Here is a 19,983-nt window from a genome sequence, read left to right as displayed (position 1 = left end):
TCTGGACGCCCCTTTTTTTCTCACTATTGGTTCTTCCCTATTCAGCGCACATGAATCAGTCCGACTGTTTGGCAGATTCCTGGACGTGCTTGCCGTCCTTGTCCAGTGACCGTAACGGCACGCAAGTAGCTGTGCCGACGATTCGCCAATCGGTCTTGGGGGTAAAATCCTCATCCCCGGTGAATATCCTGAGACTGCCTCCAGGAGTGATGGCAAATAATGGGATACGTTTCTCCTCGCACTGATCGAGATAGTCCTCAAATGTGAACTTCTCGGTCAATGGCGTGGTCTTGAGTTCCGCGCCACCTTCAACCAATTCCATCAAACTTTTGTACGTTACTTTTTCATCAAACAGAGGGCGTCCGCTCAATCGGAACGTGGACTTGGCAGTCTCCACGGAATCATCCGGCTGCCTGTTTCTGACAGTAAAAACATTGCTGGCACCGAACTCAATGCGATAGTGCTGGGCTGCCAGCGCATTCAACTCCTTGTTGGAGCTGAGAGCAAGCAGTCGCCCCACCCCGACAAGGTTCAAATGGCGCTCGGCATGTTCTGATACTGGATTTCCCCAGTATGCAGGCAGTCCTTCCATTCGCGCTGCCATGACATTGTTCCAGTTCTGATCGGTAAGCTGTACCCGAAATCCGTTCTCCACCAGACAGGTGGCAATATTGCGCGACAGGATATCCGCCCCCACAATAAGGAACCCTTTGGGATCAGGTTCCGCCACCTTGAGCCATCGGGCTATGGGCCGGGCCGTAAAGCTTTGCAACAGGACCGTCCCCACGATCATGACAAACGTCAGCGGAACCAATTGCTGCGCTTCCGGATAGCCAAGAGACTCCAGCTTGATGGCAAAGACAGCGGAAATAGCCGCTGCCACGATGCCTCTAGGGGCAATCCACGAGAGGAAATGGCGTTCGGCCCCTGTCAGCTTGGAACCAAAGGCAGATACCTGTGCTGAAATCGGTCGTGCCACAAACTGGAGCACGCCGAAAAGAATCAGGGCCGACACACCCAGATCATTGAAGACCGACAACTCCATGCGAGCCGCCAAAATAATGAACAGCATGGAAATCAGCACCATGCTCAGGTGTTCCTTGAAGTCGAGGATATCCACGACCTCGACGCCCTTGCTGTTGGCAAGCCAGACGCCCATGACCGTCACGGTCAAAAGACCCGATTCCGGTTCGAGGGTATCGGAAATGGCAAAGGCCGCGCAGACCAGAGCAAGGGCCGAGAAGTTGTGCAGGAATGAAGGAATCCAATGTTTGCGCAGGGCCACACTGAAGATAAAGCCGCAAATGGACCCCAGCACGCCACCGATCAGCAGTATTTTACCGAATACGGCCACCATATCGGCAATGCCATCCTGAAGCCCGACAGCCACGATGAATTGGAATACCAGCACTGCCAGCGTGGCACCAATGGGATCGATAAGAATACCTTCCCACCGAAGGATATTTGAAAGGTTGGCATTGGGACGCACGGTCCTGAGCATGGGGACGATAACCGTAGGTCCGGTAACAACCATGAGCGCGCCAAAAAGGAAGGCGATCTCCCACGAAAAGCCCATGAGCATCCGGGTTGCCACAGCGGTGATGCCCCAGGTCAGTACCGCTCCGATGGTTATCATGTTGCGTACGACTTTTCGCAGACCCGAAATATCCTGAAACCGGAGCGTCAGGCTTCCTTCAAACAGGATGACCGCAACCGCCAGCGAAATGAACGGAAACAGCATATTTCCGAAAAGGGCATCCGGCTCAAGGTATCGTAAAACCGGGCCGACAAGTATGCCGCATAAAAGAAGAAAGAGTATTGCAGGCAGTTTCACGCGCCAGGCGATCCACTGACAAAGAATACCAATGACCAGAATTCCTGAAAGAGCAGCTAACTCTAGACCATGCATCGTACCTCCGATTAGCCGCTTTGGAAAAGGACCTGCCGACAGCAATACTGAGGATCATTGTTGGCAGGTAGAAGAACACCTCAATACAACATTTTTCAACTTACCCTTCATATACGTATAATCGTACTTTCGTCAAAGTTTGCTGCATCTTCCCGCTCACTTTTACCATGAGACAAAAAAGTCCCGGCGTCGAAACACCGGGACTTGCGATCCACACCAGACGGATCGGTTATTACAACTCTTCGCGTAGTACGCGCTCCCCTGTGGGGGTTTTGAGCACTTCGCCCAATGCGTGAACAACGTCCTGATCGTATTTGGTATTTTCCTGCAACAGGATTCCCAGCGCATCCTCAGGTGATTTGGCCCCGCGATATGAACGGGGGCGAATCATGGCGCAAAACGCGTTGAGGGATGACAGGATGCGTGCAGGCAAAATGATTTCATTACCTGTCAGCTTCTTGGGATACCCGCTGCCGTCGACATGTTCACTCATCTGGTAAATGGCGATGAGCACCCCTTCGGCAATATCGATATCCTTGAGGATGCGGTAGGCGTGCTCCACATGATTTTCCATGGTCGCCTTTTCCTCAGGAGTCAGCTTCCCGGGTTTGGTCAGAATCTCATTGGGCACGAACATCTTGCCTATCTGAGAGAGGTTGGCCGCGGTTTCAATTTCCACCACATCGGTCTCGGGCAAATGCATGTGGCGAGCCACCTCGACCGATAAACCGGCCAGCAGCTTTGTGTGACCACCCAGATAGGGATCTGCCGCTTCAATGGTGGAACCAAGAGCCTCCATGGCCCGACGGATAAGCCGACGGTTCTTCTCCTGTATGGCGACAAATTCCGTCATATCGCGATACACTTCGACAATGCCGATGCAGGTGCCATCTGCACCGCAATAAGGAGATTTCGCTATCTGGAAACGGTAACGCTGAGAACGCAGGAAGACCGACTCGTTAACGACAACCTGCCGATTTTCCATCAGAACGATATCGTCCATGGAAGAGAGGCGCTTGGCCGTATCGTAGCCAAACACTGCCACGCCATCCATGCCGATGATCTCGTCCCGGCTTCTGCCCACAGCCAGGGCAAAGGCATCATTGACGTACGTGTACTTGCCTTCGGCATCCTTGAGCGTGATGAACTCTTCGATATTGGCATTGATTGAGTCGATGAACCGCTTCTGGTCCTCGATCTGCAACGCCAGCGCCTTGAATTCGGCTGCAACACGTTTTGACTGCACCCCGGCCATGACCCACCAGGCAAGCCCGGCCATCAGGAAGGCGGTCAGTACACCCAGTCCGGTGACCACATAGACCGTACCACTGTAGCTCTCGATGGGGCCGAGAACACCTTGTGCTCCGGCTTCCTGAACGATCCACCACTGCGGCCCATTCACCGGGACAGCCATGGAGAACACCTTGCTGCTCTCATCCGACAGACTGCTCCGCTGGGCAAAGGGCAGGATGTTGTCCTCATTCAAAGAAATATCAGCCACCACATCCGAGAACCCCGAAGCGGTCCAGGGTGTCACTTCCCTGTACACATTGCCCATGCGCTGCATAAGGCGGGTTTTCTCACCTTCAGCCGACAGGGACGAATTGGAAAGCAGTTCAGTGATCTGCCCCGAGACCTGTCGTGTAATCATCAGGGTACCAACCGGTGCCTGTTCGCCATCGGTATCGTCCGGCGGGAAGATGGGCACGTATACGTCCAGCTCAACTCCCTGCCCGGTTTTTCTGAGGGGCGAGAACCGTGGGGACTTCGTGCGGATAGCCTCGGAGGCCTGTGCCACCTGTTCGGCGAGCATGGGAGGCAGATGACCATCCGTGGCGATATAAGCGTCGCCTTCCCGGTTGAGGATTCGTGCATTGACGAACCCGGCATAGGCGGAAAATTCGCGCAGCATGTTCTGCATCATCGGCAACTGCTGGGCCAATTCAGGCACGCCGCTGTCGACATCCTGCCCGGGAATTGCCCCGAAAATGGATGCCAGGTCGCCGTTGATCGAATCAACTTCAGCGGCGTAGAGCCGGAACAGGTCCGACTTAATCAGCCGGTCACCCTGCTGAGAAAGATTCTCCAGCCACGCCTCGACCATCTGAGCCCGCCCGTGGGCGAGGAGTCGAAGCCGTTTCTCCTGATTATCCAGGGTCACCTGACGCTTTTCATCGATGGCCCGGCCACCCAGAAAAGCCATCCCCGCGGACAAAACCAGCACAAAAGCCAAAACAACGGCAATTTTTACGCCTTGTTTGGCCCCTCCTATCGGTTCGGACGCTTCGGTCATGGTAATGTTTGATGCCATAGTCAACTCCATCTGGTGTTTTACGGAACAGGTAAAACGTTTTCCTGTTTCACGTTGTTCGTTGTCGCTTTCTTCCCGAACCGTTTTTTGGTGGGAACGTGCATCCAACGAAATTTCTCATTTACTGAATACTGGGGAATATAGTGCTTGTACCGAGCGTGGGACAGCACCATGTTCGTCTGATTATCGAGCACGTATGCCCCGCTATCGGTATAGACGACGAGCACGGCATGGCCGATGCCTCGGATGTAATCCTTCACGGCCACAATGCGCATGGAGTCGATCGAAAAACCGAACTCCTGCAAGGCATAGTACTTGGCGATTGCATAGTCCTCGCAATCGCCTGATTTCTTAAGAAACTCCATGGGGGTGGCCCAATAGTCCGATACGCCATAGTTGGCAGCATCCAGCCGGTAGGGCCACAGGTTGAAGAACTTGTTGACGGCTTTGAGCTTGCCCATGGCGTCCTGCCCTTCAACTTCCTTGACCAGCTTGGACCAACCTGATTTCGAGGGCAGCTTGGCAGTGGAAATGTACTGGAAGAACCCTTTCCACTTTTCCATTTTACCGAGCACACGGGTCCAGTTGGGCAATTGCTTGATCTTCCCCTTGAACTCCACGGTACCAAAGAGCTTCACCTTGGGAGGCGCGGAATCTGCTGCTGCGGCCGGACCACAGCAAAGGCAGACGACGATGCACGCAACACACACGAGCATCGCCGCCGGATGTAATATGGACGACCTCTCAGTCATACTGAGGGCTAGCGCTCCCTAAGCGCGTTTTGCTTGGCCTTGAGGATGGGCTTGAGCAGATAGTCGAGCACGGACTTCTCTCCGGTCAGGATATCCACCTGAGCAGTCATGCCCGGAATAATGGGCAATTCCTGACCGCGATACTTCATCACGTTCTGGGTAGTGCGCACCTTGACGAGGTAGAAGCTCTCCCCTTTCTCGTTTTCAATGGTATCCGCGCTGATGTGCTCGACTGTCCCTTCCAATCCACCATAGATGGAAAAGTCATAGGCAGTGATCTTGACCTGTGCTTTTTGCTGGGGATGGAGGAATGCGATATCCGCCGGCTTGATCTGCGCTTCCACCAACAGGGTGTCGTCGAGAGGGACCACTTCCATGATCGACTCGCCGGGCTGCACAACACCACCAAGCGTATTGATATAAATGGATTTTACGATACCTCTGACCGGGGAACGAACATCGGTTCGGGTCACGCGATCACTTCCTGCTGCCAAGGACTCACGAATGGAAATCAATTCAAGGCGCCGCTCGTTGATCTCTTCCAACGCTGCGGAGCGGTGCTCGGCCTTGCGTTGTTCGATGCGTCCCAGTGCTTCTCTGGCGGCACTCTGCACTCTGGGTATCCCCAGACGCAGGGCGTCCACATCACCTCGAAGCTCCACGACTTTTTGTTCAAGATTGAGAAAGTCCAACTCGGAGTGGATCTGCTTCTTGACCAGCGGGCGAGTGATATCCAACTGCTTTTCCGCCACCTTCAGACTGGAAAGCAGTTGCTTCCGGCGCCCCGCCATCTCGTTCACTTCCTGCTGCTTCTGCTCGTACTGGTCGCGCAAGAGGGCGAGTTCTATGTCCAACTGTTCTTTTTGTGCCTTGAATATCCGGCGTTGGTCATTGACCAATTGTGGAGCCTTTTCTTTCAACTCTTCATCAAATACTGGTTCAATGCCTTCCACCACGCCAATGAGTCGGGCGATGGCGGCACGGTGCTCCAGGGCCTTGGCCTGTGCGTCACGATAAAAACTGGCGGCCTGCTCGTTATGCAGACGGCAAAGAACATCGCCCTTTTCAACCACCTGCCCCTCGTTGACGTAGATATCGCTAAGGATACCGCCTTCAAGGTTCTGGATTTCCTGAATGCGCTGGGAGGGAATGATGCGCCCGAATCCACGAGTCACCTCGTCGAGCACGGCGAACTTTGCCCATACCAGGAAGCCCACGAACATCAGGATAATGCAGGTGGACATGATGTAGGTGTAGCGGCGGCCTTTTCCATACATGGCCTGGTCCACCTCGGACATGAACAGCAACGTTTCTTTATCGTATTTCTTCATGTCGACCTCACATGGAAACCTTGATCTTGCCGGATCGCAAGCCGTCGAGCACAGCCTGCTTGGGACCGTCCACCACGATGCGTCCCTTGTCCATGATCACCAGCCGGTCGACCAGATCAAGCATGGAATGGCGGTGGGTGATCACGATGACCGTCTTGTCCTTGATATACGGTTCCAGCTTTGATTTGAGCCGGTATTCGGACTGGTTGTCCATATTGCTGGAAGGCTCATCCATGATCAGGATTTCCGGGTCGGGAAGAATGGCCCTGGCAACGGATACAGCCTGTCGCTGCCCGCCTGACAGGGACGATCCCCGCTCGCCGACCATCATGCCGAATCCGGCGGGATGATCGGTAACGAAATCGTTGACTCCGGCTACGTCGGCGGCAAACTTGATGGACTGGTCGTCGGCCTCGGGCAGGCCAAAGGCGATATTGTCGCGAAGGGTACCGTAGAAGAGCAGCGAATCCTGCGACACATAGCCAACCTTACGTCGAAGATCAGCCACATCCATTTGCCGCAGATCGATGTTACCCACCTTCACCGAACCGGCCACAGGCTGATACAGCCCCACACACAGCTTGCCGAGGGTGGATTTACCCGCACCGGTTCGTCCGACAATACCGACCTTGTCGCCGGGTTTGAGCATCAGATTGACCTCATTGAGGACCGCCTTATCCGTACCGGGATAGCTGAAGGAAACATTCTCCAACTGCATGGATGCTTCCATCTCACCGTAATGAAATGTCTCTTTGTCATCAGGACGCTCAGAAGGCATGTCCATGAGCATATCCAGCGCATTAAGCGCCATGCGCGACTGCTGGAAACGGGAGAGCAGCCCTGCGACCGCACTCAGCGGCGCCATGGCCCGCCCCGAAAGGATATTACAGGCGATAAGCCCACCAACGGTCAGTTCACCCTTGGAAATCAGAAAAACACCGATGATGATGATCGCAACGGACACCATCTGGGTGACGAACACCGAAAACGTGATGGACAGGTTGGCAAAGACCTTTGCGCTGCTGTTGGACTGGGCCGACATACCGACGACATTCTCCCAGCGGGCCTGCATGCGACCTTCTGCCATGGAGGTTTTGATGGTCTCCAACCCGTGAACGATCTCGAAAAGAAGCGCGTTCTTCTGCGTGGATTCCTTGTAGTGGTTTTCGATGATGTGCTGAAACGGCACCTGCAGGAACAGGCCGAACAGGATGACCAACGGCACAGCGATAAATATGGGCCATGCAATGGGACCGCCGATAAAATGAATAACCGCAATGAACAGTATCAAAAACGGCATGTCGATGAGCGCCACCAGCGAACTGGAACTGAAGAACTCTCGTAGTGACTCGAATTCACGCACATTGTTGGCAACGGCTCCGGCCGACTCCGGCATGTGGTCCAGTCGGGCCGACATGAGATGCTGCATGATGCGCGACCCGATCAATACGTCGGCATTGCGTCCGGCCACGTCCACGAAATAGGAGCGAAGATTTTTCAGCAGAAAGTCGAAAAGATAAGCGATACCTATACCGATGGCCAACGCCCACAGCGTGTCGATGGCATTATTCGGTATGACCCGATCATAGACGTTCATCACGAACAGCGGCGACGCAACAATGATCAGGTTGGTCATGATGGACGCGCCGATAACGTGCTTGTAGATGGGCCAGAATTTGAGCATCACGCCCCAGAACCACCGCTTGCTCTTGACCTGCTTCAGTTCACTGGCCCGTTTGTCGAGCTTTGATGCGCGATGGCACAGAATGGCGTATCCGGTGTACTCCTCTTCAAGCTTGTCCATGGGCATCTCGGTTTCATCCATGCCGTGACCGGGGATGATAACCCGTGCCTTATTGTCATCCGTATCCAGCAGAACGCAGGCATTGCCGCCTCGCAGCAGCAGGATGGACGGAAGGACCAGTTTGGATATTGACCGAGGTGTCTTGCGATGAACGGTTTTGGCCTTGAAGCCAATCCGTTCGGCAGCGCGAACAATGGAAGCCGCAGTAATGACCCCTTCCTGCTGGGGAATACCCGCCTTGAGCGTTGCCGATGAAACGGGCTTGCCCAAAAGACGACTTATGATGGACAGGCAGATGACAAGGGGCGGCTGAAAATCGATGTCTTTATGGTCGAGCCGTTCATCCCTGCTCAATGCTTCCGGCCTATTGGACTGAGGGGGCTGCTGCTTGCCAGCTCCGGGCGGAGGAGCACCAGCGCCCTGTTTCGGCTTGGGAGCATCCGGCTTGGCCGCCGAAGGCTTTGAGCGGGCGGTTTCCTCTGTGGGAGCTACCGGCTCTTGCGCTGTATTGGGTGGAGTTTTTTTATCTGATGGCATAGTGAAGCCTAGCTAAGTAATAGTAATGACACTTCTTGAAATCGGAAAATCACGTTTTGTGAATACATCTTATTATCCAAGAATTCTACCATTGATGCGCCTGCTGCTTTTGTCAAGGCTGAACTGAAATTTATATCAATATACCAACACCTTTCGATTCATTCCATCACATCGAAAAGGCTGAATCATCTCCTTTGACACCAAGCGAAAAAACCAAGTGTCATTAACTGCCAAAAAAGACAAGTAAGTATCTTACTCACTATAATCAATGACAATCTTGCCCATGGCCTCGCCTGTAGCCCAGTATCTGTGCGCTTGGGATATTTCCGTGAAGTGGAACCGGGATTCATCAAGCAGCACAGCCAGTTCATCCGCTTCAATCAATGAGGTGATTTCGCGCAGGATATCGCCGTACTGCCACCGTCCCTGCCCTGTCATCAGCGGCAACAGCATAAACACCACATGGAGCGACAGTGATTTGGCATGCAGCGGACTCAGATCATTGGTGGAGCGACTGACCGTAGTGACGACGCTGCCGCCGATCCCGGCCAACGGGAATGAGACATCAAGATTGGCACCGCCAACCGTATCGTAAATCACGTCAAATCCGTCGCCATCCGTCACTTCCTGCGTATACTCGACAAGATCGGTCTCGCGGTAGTTGACCGGGATAGCGCCAAGGCTTTCCACGATCATGGATTTGGTATCCGAAGAGACTGTAGCATGCACCTCGGCTCCGGCGTACACGCCAAGCTGGGTTGCAATATGCCCGACCCCACCGGCACCGCCCTGCACCAGCAGGGTTTCGCCCGGAGCGATCCCCGCCTTGGCGAACAAACCAAGCCACGCCGTGATCGATACCAGTGGCAGGCTCGCCGCATCCGCAAGCTCCATATTCTCGGGCGCTCTGGCCATCAGTCGTTCATCCACGACCATGTATTCGGCTAAGGCACCGGGAATGTTACCCAGCCCTCCGGCACAACCATAGATAGCATCTCCCGGCTGGAAACGGGAAAAACCGCAGCCAGCCTCGACCACGACACCGGAGACATCCATGCCCAAAATGGCAGGCAACTCGGGCGCAAAACCCAAGGCACTCCCCAGTGTGGCAATCTTGTTATCAATGGGATTGAAACTCGACCCGACAACCCGAATCAGGACTTCACCGGGCTTTGGAGTCGGCACGGAAACCTCACGCAAGTCGAAATCATATTGATCGCCAAACGACCTAAGCATCATGGCCTGCATGTTCACTCCCCCTTGTGGTCTGTCCAGGTTAAATGACGGTTCGTCAAAATATGCAGAGGGCATGGTGCAGGGTATGCACCATGCCCAACTGGTGATGGCCCACGCCTACTTGTACTTGGCGTGGCAATGGCCTTTTTGGTGCACGAGCTTATCGACTGTTTCATTGAGCAAATCCATGTCAGCCACGGCATAGGCCGCAGCAAAGGCATCGCAAGCCGCAATGTATTCCTCATAATAGGGATCGCCATACCCCGGATAGGCAACCATGAGCTTGGAGTCTGAAAGAAACTCCTCCACAGCCGCCTTGGGAGGCATTTGCCCCTGATGAATCATCTTGAAAAGAACCTTGAAGCTCTTGCCCATGCGCTTTTTGAGCGCCTTGTATTTCGGTTTGGGCGGCACAGCATTCGGATCGGCATCTTCTGCGTCAGGTATCAAATCGATATCTTCGGAAACACAATCCGCAGCGGACTTGATCTTGGCCCGCAGGGATATCTGCCCGTATTCATCCTTGACGGTGAATTTCATCTTCTTGAATTCGTTGGCACATGAAAGTTCGCCACCCTCACCTGTTTCGAGGGCGCTCGCCAACTCACGGAAGAAGTCGGGCAACTCTTCGCGTGACAGGTACTTATCCAATTTCAGAGAACTCATTCCTTTCCTCCGTTTACGGTGAATGGTCACCATACAACAAATGCGAAAACATCGACAAGAAGAAGCTACAAAAAACGCCTCGGAGCAATCAAACTCCGAGGCGTATTGTTTCAATGCTGGTTGAAAGCGGCCCTTCCAACCGGGGTGAGGCTTGTTAGAGCTTCAACTCCCCTGTCGAATAGCGCTTCTCAAGCCTGTTCGATATCTGGATGAGCGGGAAGCAAACCAGAAAGTACATCAAGCCGACCAGTCCAAAGACCATGACCCCCTCGGGGATGCGCTGCACGGTCAACCATCCGGCGCGGGTGATGTCGGTGACACCGATAACGGATACGATGGAAGAGTCCTTGATCAGCAGCACATACTGCCCGACAAGGGACGGCAAAGCCATTCGCAGCGCCTGAGGCAGAATGACAAGCCACATGGTCTGTCGCCAGGTATGGCCCAACGAACGGCATGCCTCGGCCTGTCCGGGCGGCACCGCCTGGATGGCTGCGGACACGATCTCGCAGATATACGCGCCCGAATAGAGCGTGAGGCTGAATACGGCCGCTTCAAACGCTTCCAGATGCAAACCGACTTCCGGAAGGATGAAGAAAATGATGAAGACCTGGACCAGGAACGGTGTTCCGCGCATGAAGTCGACATAAATCGACAGCAGGCGGGACATGAATGACCCCGAGTTGGCGCGGAAGATACCCGCCATGACACCAATGATCGTTCCACCCACCAGACTGAGGGCGGAAACAGCGACTGTCATCCCCAGCCCCTTGTAGAACAGGGGCAGGCTAGCCATGAGTTGGTCGAAATAGAATCCCCACATGATTACGCGCTCCTGAAGGTCAGACGTCGTTGGAATAACTTGGTGGCGCCTTTAAGCAGGTAGTACAGGAAGAGATAGAAGGCGGCCACGGTGAAAAAGGCTTCGGTGGGCATGAAACGCTCGGAGTTGAGCAACTGGCCCGCACGGGTCAGCTCCATGACGGAGATCAGCGACAGCACGGCAGAGTCCTTGACCAGCACGATGGCCTGTCCCAGCATGGAAGGCATGGTATTGGCCAACGCCTGGGGCAGGATGATGTATCCGAACCGCTGCACGATATTGAACCCCTGGCCCATGGCTGCTTCCACCTGACCAACGGGAATACCTTTGATGCCCGACCGGAGGATTTCCGCCACGTACGCCCCGGAGTTGCACGACAATGCGACCAGTCCGGTATTGAGTTCATTGACCTGGAATCCGAGGGACGGCAGGCCGAAGTAGAGAAAGTAGAGTTGCACGAGCAGCGGCGTGGAGCGAATGACTTCGATGTAGACCACTGAAATGGCGACCAAAGCCTTGATGCCTGAGATACGGCAGGCACACGCGATCATGCCAATGATCAGGGAGCCGATAATGCCGACCAACGAAATCCACGAGGTCTGCACCAAGCCGTCCAGAAAGAGCGGCATGTACTCCCATATAATACGAAAATTGAAATATTCTAGCATGATAAACTTATTTTAAAATGTGAAAACCGCGCCCCGTCAAGCGGAGCGCGGCTGATTCAACCAATGGTGTTCTAGTGGTCTTTCTTCCAATCCAGGGAATCGACCCAGTAGTCGATATTGGCATCGTAGCGGCCATCGGCCTTAACCCACTTGAAGAACAGATTGATCCACTGGCGCAGGTGCTCATCCTGGGGACGAACGGCAAATGCCAGAGGCTGCTCGGACATGACACCGGGAATGATGGTCATGGAGCCTTCGGGGAAAGAAGTCATACCACCGACGATAGCGGACTTGTCATTGACGGCAACATCAGCATGACCGGCCATGATGGCGTTCAGCAGGATAGGACCGCCGCCCTTGTAGGACTTGATTTCGGCGTTGGGGAAGAGACGCTTGGCGTCGGCTTCACCGGTACCACCGATCAGAACGGCGATTTTCACGTCAGGGTTGTTCAGCTGTTCCCAGGAGGTCAGCTCGGAACCGGACTTGGTCACGGCAACGGAGCCGGTGTAGTAGAAAGCATCAGTGAAAGAAACACGCAGGGCACGCTTCAGGTTTGCGGTCATGTCGCCAGCGAGCATGTCGGCTTTACCGGAAAGCAGTGCGGGGATCAGGCCGTCCCAGTCGTAATCGAGGAACTTGATCTTAACGCCCATTTCTTCGGCCATCATCTTACAGAATTCAACGGAGCTACCGGTGCGCTCACCGTTCTTGTCAACAAAGCTGAACGGAGGGCCCTGGGTCTGAACTGCGACACGCAGCTCACCACGTTTGATGATTTCATCCAATGCATCGGCAGAAGCGGTCTGGACGGCACCCAGAACCATACAGAGCATAAGGGCAAGACTAACAATACGTTTCATCATCTCTCTCCTAGAGTTAAAACTGTGTATATAACAATCTGGCATTACACCATTTGTTCCAAAGCTTTGTGAGGCTCCATCCAGTCGAGCTGCTGCATGGTGCCTGCTTCATGCCAACTGAGAATACCCTCAGCGGCAGTCAGGCCACGCAACAATGGAGGATTCTCGGCAAGGGCAGTCTTCGCCCCTTTCGCTGCCACCTGCCGCAACCAGCCCAGATGGGCGGCTTCGTAAGCGCGGGAGGCAGTCGCGGCCACGGCGCTGGGGATATTCGTCACGGCATAATGAATGACACCGTCCACTTCCCATACCGGATCGGCGTGGGTGGTATACCGGTCGATACTCTCGACGCCGCCACGAAGGTTGGCAGTGACATCTACAATTACGGAGCCACGCTTCATCTGCGGGAGCATGGTCCGGGGAATGATATGATAGCTGCTGTCGGGCGGGATGGTGGTGGTATGCACTACCATGTCCGCCTCAAGGATTTCGTCGTGAACAGAAGGCTCGGACGCGTTGACCAGCTTGATATTGGCCGGAAGAACAGGGGTGAGTTCGCGGATTTTGTCGAATGAAAGTTCTGTCAGTGTAACCTGCGCCCCGAGACCGGCAGCGGTACGGGCTGCGGACTCACCAGCAGGACCGGCACCAAGGACCACGACCTTTGCCGGAGGCAGACCGGGAAAGCGGACAAGACTGATGCCACGCCCACCGTGACGACACTGAAGATATTCGCCGCCGATCATGACACCATACTGGCCTGCAATAATGGACATGGGCTCCAACAGCGGAAAACGGCCATCATCGGTCCGGACGTTTTCCAGCGCAATGGCCGTAATCTTTTTATCAAGCAGCGTGCGAATCAGCGGCAGTCGCGTTTCACTGTGCACATAGCTGTAAAGGATCTGCCCTTCACGAAAAATGTCAAATTCTTCGGGCTGCGGTTCCTTCACCTTGGTCAGCAGATCGCTGTTTTCCGAAACCGCCATGGCATCGGGTACGATGATCGCACCAGCTGCCTGGTATTCTGCATCGGGCGCATCGCAACGCGCACCGGCACCTGCTTCCACAAACAATTCATGGCCGTCGCCGGCCAGGGTTTTGACACCGCCAGGGGTCAGGGCAACGCGGTTTTCTCCCGCTTTCACCTCTTTCAGCACACCTATGCGCAAGGGAACTCCTCTTTCTCTCATGAACACGGAACAGCGCCCCATGAACATCTGTGGATGAAGCGCCTGCGTAATTACAGCGGCCAAATCACTATCAAAAAATTTCACGGCAAACAATACAACTACGGGAAAAAACAATAAAAATGGCTTTATGATGTAATTGTCACCACGCTGTTTTTTACACCAACAGCGTACAATACCTGACTAAAACACTTGCCCAATAAACAAGACAGGCCCCGTCATATTATGACGGGGCCTGTCCGGTTAGGGGATGGGAGGTACTAGGTCATGACTGATCATGAAATTTTTTCTTTCCTGCGTCGCAGGTTGGCCCGCCCTTCCGCTATCATCGATTCAAGTCCATATTTCTTCACGCGATACCCCATCTGTCTGGCTGACAACCCGAGTGCCTCAGCAGCCTTGTACTGAATCCAGCCGCTGCGCTCCAGAGCGGCCAGCACCTCATTACGCTCAAACTCACGGAGCGTGGAATGGCGCGGTGCTTCCTCGGAAAACCCCACAACTTCCTGCACAGCGGCAGTCTGCCCCGGTGCGAGGTAGGATTTGAGGAACTCCAGGCTGATGCGCTCGGTATCGGACATAATGACCAGCCGTTCGATCAGATTCTGCATCTCGCGAACATTACCCGGCCAGTCGTACCGGATGAGGGCATCGAGCGCAGTGGAAGTAAAGATCATCTGACGCCCGTAGTTCTCGGCCATCTGATTGATAAAATGATTGAGCAGCGATGTGATATCTTCCTTTCGCTCCCGCAGAGGGGGGATACGTATGGGGAAGACATTGAGTCGATAATAGAGGTCGAGCCGGAACTTGTTGCGCTCTACCAGATCACCGAGGTCACGGTTCGTTGCGGCAAGGATTCGCACATCAACTGCACGGGTACGGTTGGAGCCGAGGCGTTCCAGTTCCTTTTCCTGCAGCACACGCAACAGCTTGGCCTGCAACCCCAAGGGGAGTTCGCCAATCTCGTCCAAAAAGATCGTTCCGCTGTCTGCTTCCTCGAAACGACCGGGGCGCGAACCACTGGCTCCGGTGAACGCACCCTTTTCATGACCGAACAGTTCGGATTCGAGCAGATTGCCGGGGATGGACGCGCAGTTCACTTTAATGAACGGGTGCCCTTTTCGCTCGGAAAGTTCATGTATGATGCGTGCGATGAGCGTTTTTCCCACACCGGATTCGCCCAGCAGAAGAACGGTGGCGCGAGTGGGAGATACCTTCTCCATCTGCCGCTGGACCTCGACCATGGGCTGCGACTGGCCGACGATATACGGGCCCTTGGAATTCTTGGAAATCTGATATTTAAGGGAGGTGTTTTCCCGCTTGAGCACGGCCTCCCGTTTCAGCACCTTCTCATTGAGCGAGATAAACTGACCGATAAGTGTCGCAACAACCTTGAGGAAGTCCACATCCTCTTCAAGGGCCACATCGTCAGCGAACAACCGGTCCACATTGAGGACTCCGATGGGATCGCCATGCAAAACAATCGGCACACCCACAAAGGAGATCATGCCCCGCTTCAATCGTCTGGAGCCGGTCTTATCAAGAAACAATGGCTCCTTATCAATATCTGGCACATAAAACGGCTCACCGGTCTGGAAAATACGCCCGGTAACGCCCTCATCCAACCGATACACGCCACGCTGTTTCTCCTCACTGGTCAACCCATAGGATGCGTTGATGGAGAGGTGGCCGGTTTTGGAGTCATACAACGTCACAGTGGCGCGTTGCATGGATAGCTGTTCGGAAAGGATGCGCAGGACACCGTCCAGGGCGGATTCCAGATCCAGAGCCTGATCAATGGCCTGACAGATGGTCAGGAGGGCGGAGAGTTTCAATCCATGCACTGTAGAAGACATGCCTCACATACAAGCAAAGGCGATGCCAGAATCACTACAGGGAAAAGTTGTATTATATTGGTAACCTACGAAACACTCTAGAAAACGGGGCAATCACAATTTTGTTATTTGCCCCATTCACAATCTACATATGTGAAAATCCGCTAAACTATTCCTCGTCGAATTTTGCGAAATCCTCAAAGAAACGCTGCCTGCGCTTTTCCACTTCACCCGGATTGGACATGATCATATCCAACTGCCGGGTATGGGTGATCAGGTAGCCCAGAATCTTCAATCGGTGTCCCATGGTCTCTTTGTCCAAGCCTTCCACACGCGCCGTCACTGCGTCGGCTCGAACCTTCACCCGGAAATCGAATTCTTCAAGTATATCGCCGACAAATTTGGCTCGGCTGATGCGACGGCTTTCACTGGCAGCGCCGCCCTTGAACTGGAAGCTGGCATAGTTTTCACTGACACGATCACTGACAAGCGACTCGACACCACAGAAGTGGAAGCCAAAGCGTGATTGCAGACAGCAGTAGTTCTTTGAAATCATGAAATAGTTTTTCTGGGTGTACTGGGACCGTCCGGCTGTCACCAAATTGGGATTGGCCGTGGCCTCGAACATGACCGACATCAAGCCCTTGCCATGAACCGGCGGCGGCCCATCCCACGGCACGGCCTGCATTCCGGCCCACAGAGCGCGCATGGGGAAGGAGTCCACATGCTCGAACAGCACGCACCGGTCTTCGCGATCCTCGCCTTCCGGCAGGATGCCATTACCCAGATTCAGCACCCAGAACTGCTTGGGAACGTCACAAATAAGCTGCTTGGAGGCGGCCTGAACAAACGCCTCGTTGGTGCCGAATTCAAACATTTCGCGAACGGCCATCTCATGACAAAAACGCATAATATCATGAAAGGTCATGCATTTTGATGGCCGGAAATCCGGGCTCTCGGGGTTGGTGAGGTTGAGCCGCACGATATGACGGGCTGCCTTGCGCAAGCTCTTCAGTACCGGACTGCCGCTCATGACCCGCTGTTTGGGCTTCTCCTTGAGCAACGCTTCGACCGCGCCGTCGTAGACTCCATGGCCGTCAGCATCCACGGTCAGAATCTGTCCGTTTTTCACCGCGTCCAAAGCGCCTTTAACGCCGAACAGTGCCGGGACACCGAACTCACGCGCCACGTTGGCAAGGTGACCGGCGATGCCACCCTGCTCGGCGATGACCGCACTACACCTGTCGAGCAAGGCCGCACGACTGGGCAGTGCCTGTCGAAGCACCATGACACCGCCGTCAGGAAAGGAGAGCGTATCCGCATCTTTTCTGATGCAGTGAACCGGTCCGACACCAACGCCGGGGCTGGCAACACGCCCACCGGACAACAACGGCTCCGGCAGATCGGTATTCGGAACCGATGATTCTTCATTTTCCAGCAGCATAAGCGGTCGGCACTGCAACAGGTGCAGTCCGCCGTCCTCGGTGATTGCCCACTCGATATCCTGGGGGGTTCCGAAATATTCTTCTATCTCCACAGCCATACGAGCCACGGCAATGGCCTGCTCATCCGTCAGCGATGATTCATCATGCTGATCCTCCAACAAATCCGAACGGCAGATGCCTTCACCTTCATGACAGACATACTGTTCGGTCTTGCTGGCAATATTACGCTCGACCACCTTCATGGGATCGGCACGGTTCACCACCAGTTCGTCGGTATCTGCCGAACCATCGACCACCGCCTTGGGCAACCCCCACACGGACTGGATGGAGACATTTTCGTTTCTGATATTCACAGGACTGCGGGAATAGGCGACTCCACCTGCCAGGGCCGAAACCATGCTCATGCACCCCACACTCATGGCGACATCTTCGTCACGGATTCCCTTGGACACTCGATAGGCCATGGCCTGCATGGAATATTTGGAGGCGACCACTTCCTTGTAGGCGTCGAGGAGTGAGCCTCGATCGACATTCAGAATCGACCGATACTGACCGGCAAAGGAAGAGCCTTCCGCGTCTTCGCCCAGCGCACTGGAGCGGATAGCCAGCTTGAATTGAGTGCCGCTGCGCTCAGCCATGGCATCATATGCATCAAGAATGGCGTCGGCCAACGCATCAGGCAGCTGCGTGGATATGATCATCTGCATGATCCGTGATGAGGTCTGGAACATGACTTCCCGATCTTCGGGGTCGGCAGACTGAATGAGCCGATCGATCTCCAGCTCCTTGCTGCCGGATTTCATGAACTTCCAGAAGGCATCCGTGGTGATGACGAACCCTTCGGGAACATCCAGCCCCAATGCGTTCTTGGCTTCTCCGAGCATGGACATCTTCGGGCCGCACAAATCCACATGGTCACGCCCGATTTCATGCAGGTCGAGCACCAGCGCCCGTGGCTTCGCTGGCGGATCTTCCGGCTCGACATACGGCATGATTTTGTCCTGAATATCCTCGAATCGATCAAACAGGCGATCATAGGTGCCGGGGTTCAACTCGGAAAGATGGCGGATCATCTGAAAAATGGATGTCGATATCCGGGTGCACAATGAACGCACATAGTGCATGCCGTAGGGCGTATACCCCCTGAGCGCCTCTTCCAGCTCCCCCATCAGTTCATGGGCTCTGGTGTTGGCCTGGATCAACGAACGAAAATGATCGTACCGAGCCGCATACATCTTGCGGACCTCGGCCAATTCTTCCGGAGTGGGTTTGGAGGAACCGAATAATCCACCAAATCCCTTTCGCACTGCCTGCTTTATCGTATCGAACATGATTCCTTCCGTAGTACGGATAACAAGAAGATCAACCCGCCTGCTCTATTTTTGCCAAATGCAGACGATACCGCGCTGCAGCATCTTCAATTTTATAAAGAACATCGACGAACTCAACGGGCTTCATCAGATAATCGAACGCACCCAGCTCCATACCGCGAATAGCCGCTTCCATAGACGCATGTCCCGTGAGCATGATGACTTCGGCCATGGGCCACTGCTGCTTGATCTTGTACAGCGCGGTCAGCCCGTCCATGCCGGGCATCTTGACATCAAGGATGACCACTTCGACCTCGCGCTGTTCCATGGCGGCCAATGCTTCCTCTCCATCATGGGCCTCAGTCACATCAAATCCACGTTTGGCCAATCGTTTTCCCAGTGTGGTGATGAACGGAATCTCGTCATCCACCAGAAGTACTTTGATTCCTTCCATACCATTCTCCCGTTATTGCACAGCCTGATCGATTTTTTCGATCAGCTCTTCCAGAGCGCACGGTTTGAGCAGATAATCGAACGCGCCATGTTCCATTCCATCCCGGGCAGCCTGCTCGCTTCCATGACCGGTCAGCATGATAACCGGCATCTCCGGAACCATTTTCTTAAAAATTTCGAGCACCTCAATGCCGTCCATGTCTTCCAGTTTCAGATCGAGAATAGCCACATCGAAATCGTTTTTTCGCAACACCTGAATCCCCTCGGTTCCACTCGTCGCCGGCGTAACGGCAAAACCGCGTTTGTTCAGGCGTTTATGAAGTACTTCGACAAAACCTACCTCGTCGTCCACCAGAAGGACGCGTGTACTTTCTTCGCTCATGAGCTTCTAGTCTCCCCGACGAAGAGCGATATGACGCGCCCTCGCCTCAAGAATCTTGTTTTCCTGTCCCTGCTTTTTATCATGGGCTTCGGTGATCTTGCTGATCAGCTCATTCATGTCGCACGGTTTCATCATGTAATCGAATGCGCCCGATTTCATCCCCTCGATGGCGGTTTCCACCGTGGCATGTCCGGTCAGCATGATCACCTCGACCAGTGGGTGAGCGCTTTTCATGGCCTTGAGTGTTTCCATGCCATCCATGACCGGCATTTTCACATCCAGAACAACCACATCAATGGTCTTTTCCGACAGGATGTCGATACCGGACTGGCCGTCCAGAGCGGTTGTCACGTCGTACCCCCGCTTGCTCAACCGCTTGGCCATGGTTTCGGTAAATCCCTGTTCATCATCAACGAGTAGAATTCTGGCAGACACGGTCACCTCCATTTTCTGTTTCATTCGACA

Annotated in this window: 16 protein-coding genes; all 16 read right to left on the bottom strand. The window is 54.2% G+C overall.

Features of this window, described 5'->3' with window-relative positions; genetic code table 11:
• Positions 1-55: 55 nt before the first annotated feature.
• Positions 56-1,909: a cation:proton antiporter gene (locus tag DPRO_RS16200; RefSeq protein WP_097012998.1), complete on the bottom strand. Its 1,854-nt coding sequence runs from the start codon at positions 1,907-1,909 to the stop codon at positions 56-58.
• A 232-nt stretch (positions 1,910-2,141) separates the two neighbouring features.
• Entirely contained in the window at positions 2,142-4,220 is a 2,079-nt protein-coding gene (locus DPRO_RS16195) for an HD domain-containing phosphohydrolase (protein ID WP_097012997.1), read from the bottom strand.
• A 20-nt stretch (positions 4,221-4,240) separates the two neighbouring features.
• Entirely contained in the window at positions 4,241-4,972 is a 732-nt protein-coding gene (locus tag DPRO_RS16190; protein ID WP_097012996.1) for a transglutaminase-like cysteine peptidase, read from the bottom strand.
• 8 nt (positions 4,973-4,980) lie between these two features.
• Complete coding sequence (locus DPRO_RS16185; RefSeq protein ID WP_097012995.1) at positions 4,981-6,303, bottom strand: HlyD family type I secretion periplasmic adaptor subunit; 1,323 nt, start codon at positions 6,301-6,303, stop codon at positions 4,981-4,983.
• Between the two features lie 7 nt (positions 6,304-6,310).
• Entirely contained in the window at positions 6,311-8,644 is a 2,334-nt protein-coding gene (locus tag DPRO_RS16180) for a type I secretion system permease/ATPase (RefSeq protein WP_097012994.1), read from the bottom strand.
• 252 nt (positions 8,645-8,896) lie between these two features.
• Positions 8,897-9,883, bottom strand: coding sequence for a zinc-dependent alcohol dehydrogenase family protein (locus DPRO_RS16175; protein ID WP_232005629.1), 987 nt, complete (start codon positions 9,881-9,883; stop codon positions 8,897-8,899).
• A 114-nt stretch (positions 9,884-9,997) separates the two neighbouring features.
• On the bottom strand, positions 9,998-10,546 hold the full coding sequence (locus DPRO_RS16170) for a GAK system XXXCH domain-containing protein (RefSeq protein ID WP_097012992.1): 549 nt from the start codon (positions 10,544-10,546) through the stop codon (positions 9,998-10,000).
• 154 nt (positions 10,547-10,700) lie between these two features.
• Positions 10,701-11,369: an amino acid ABC transporter permease gene (locus DPRO_RS16165; protein ID WP_097012991.1), complete on the bottom strand. Its 669-nt coding sequence runs from the start codon at positions 11,367-11,369 to the stop codon at positions 10,701-10,703.
• Positions 11,370-11,371: 2 nt separating this feature from the next.
• Entirely contained in the window at positions 11,372-12,037 is a 666-nt protein-coding gene (locus DPRO_RS16160; RefSeq protein ID WP_097012990.1) for an amino acid ABC transporter permease, read from the bottom strand.
• 71 nt (positions 12,038-12,108) lie between these two features.
• The gene (locus tag DPRO_RS16155; protein ID WP_197706479.1) at positions 12,109-12,903 is read right to left on the bottom strand and encodes an ABC transporter substrate-binding protein; all 795 of its coding nucleotides are present in this window, start codon (positions 12,901-12,903) and stop codon (positions 12,109-12,111) included.
• Positions 12,904-12,944: 41 nt separating this feature from the next.
• Positions 12,945-14,177, bottom strand: a complete 1,233-nt coding sequence (locus tag DPRO_RS16150; RefSeq protein WP_157917530.1) for an alanine dehydrogenase — start codon at positions 14,175-14,177, stop codon at positions 12,945-12,947.
• A gap of 188 nt (positions 14,178-14,365) precedes the next feature.
• Positions 14,366-15,949, bottom strand: a complete 1,584-nt coding sequence (locus tag DPRO_RS16145; RefSeq protein ID WP_097012988.1) for a sigma 54-interacting transcriptional regulator — start codon at positions 15,947-15,949, stop codon at positions 14,366-14,368.
• Between the two features lie 148 nt (positions 15,950-16,097).
• A complete protein-coding gene (locus tag DPRO_RS16140) occupies positions 16,098-18,704 on the bottom strand; it encodes a PEP/pyruvate-binding domain-containing protein (RefSeq protein ID WP_097012987.1) in 2,607 nt (868 codons plus the stop codon).
• 31 nt (positions 18,705-18,735) lie between these two features.
• Positions 18,736-19,137, bottom strand: a complete 402-nt coding sequence (locus DPRO_RS16135) for a response regulator (protein WP_097012986.1) — start codon at positions 19,135-19,137, stop codon at positions 18,736-18,738.
• 12 nt (positions 19,138-19,149) lie between these two features.
• Positions 19,150-19,518: a response regulator gene (locus DPRO_RS16130; RefSeq protein ID WP_097012985.1), complete on the bottom strand. Its 369-nt coding sequence runs from the start codon at positions 19,516-19,518 to the stop codon at positions 19,150-19,152.
• A 6-nt stretch (positions 19,519-19,524) separates the two neighbouring features.
• Positions 19,525-19,977: a sigma-54-dependent transcriptional regulator gene (locus DPRO_RS16125; RefSeq protein ID WP_232005628.1), complete on the bottom strand. Its 453-nt coding sequence runs from the start codon at positions 19,975-19,977 to the stop codon at positions 19,525-19,527.
• Between the last annotated feature and the right edge of the window lie 6 nt (positions 19,978-19,983).

Origin of the sequence: Pseudodesulfovibrio profundus (assembly GCF_900217235.1) — a bacterium.
Lineage (GTDB): Bacteria > Desulfobacterota > Desulfovibrionia > Desulfovibrionales > Desulfovibrionaceae > Pseudodesulfovibrio > Pseudodesulfovibrio profundus.
The sequence above is the reverse complement of the archived record's forward strand: the minus strand, read 5'-3'. Positions and strand labels throughout refer to the sequence as shown.

Coding starts and splice junctions, on each gene's coding strand:
- DPRO_RS16200 (WP_097012998.1), bottom strand. CDS start 1,909: ATGCATGGTCTAGAGTTAGCTGCTCTTTCAGGAATTCTGGTCATTGGT.
- DPRO_RS16195 (WP_097012997.1), bottom strand. CDS start 4,220: ATGGCATCAAACATTACCATGACCGAAGCGTCCGAACCGATAGGAGGG.
- DPRO_RS16190 (WP_097012996.1), bottom strand. CDS start 4,972: ATGACTGAGAGGTCGTCCATATTACATCCGGCGGCGATGCTCGTGTGT.
- DPRO_RS16185 (WP_097012995.1), bottom strand. CDS start 6,303: ATGAAGAAATACGATAAAGAAACGTTGCTGTTCATGTCCGAGGTGGAC.
- DPRO_RS16180 (WP_097012994.1), bottom strand. CDS start 8,644: ATGCCATCAGATAAAAAAACTCCACCCAATACAGCGCAAGAGCCGGTA.
- DPRO_RS16175 (WP_232005629.1), bottom strand. CDS start 9,883: ATGATGCTTAGGTCGTTTGGCGATCAATATGATTTCGACTTGCGTGAG.
- DPRO_RS16170 (WP_097012992.1), bottom strand. CDS start 10,546: ATGAGTTCTCTGAAATTGGATAAGTACCTGTCACGCGAAGAGTTGCCC.
- DPRO_RS16165 (WP_097012991.1), bottom strand. CDS start 11,369: ATGTGGGGATTCTATTTCGACCAACTCATGGCTAGCCTGCCCCTGTTC.
- DPRO_RS16160 (WP_097012990.1), bottom strand. CDS start 12,037: ATGCTAGAATATTTCAATTTTCGTATTATATGGGAGTACATGCCGCTC.
- DPRO_RS16155 (WP_197706479.1), bottom strand. CDS start 12,903: ATGATGAAACGTATTGTTAGTCTTGCCCTTATGCTCTGTATGGTTCTG.
- DPRO_RS16145 (WP_097012988.1), bottom strand. CDS start 15,949: ATGTCTTCTACAGTGCATGGATTGAAACTCTCCGCCCTCCTGACCATC.
- DPRO_RS16140 (WP_097012987.1), bottom strand. CDS start 18,704: ATGTTCGATACGATAAAGCAGGCAGTGCGAAAGGGATTTGGTGGATTA.
- DPRO_RS16135 (WP_097012986.1), bottom strand. CDS start 19,137: ATGGAAGGAATCAAAGTACTTCTGGTGGATGACGAGATTCCGTTCATC.
- DPRO_RS16130 (WP_097012985.1), bottom strand. CDS start 19,518: ATGAGCGAAGAAAGTACACGCGTCCTTCTGGTGGACGACGAGGTAGGT.
- DPRO_RS16125 (WP_232005628.1), bottom strand. CDS start 19,977: ATGAAACAGAAAATGGAGGTGACCGTGTCTGCCAGAATTCTACTCGTT.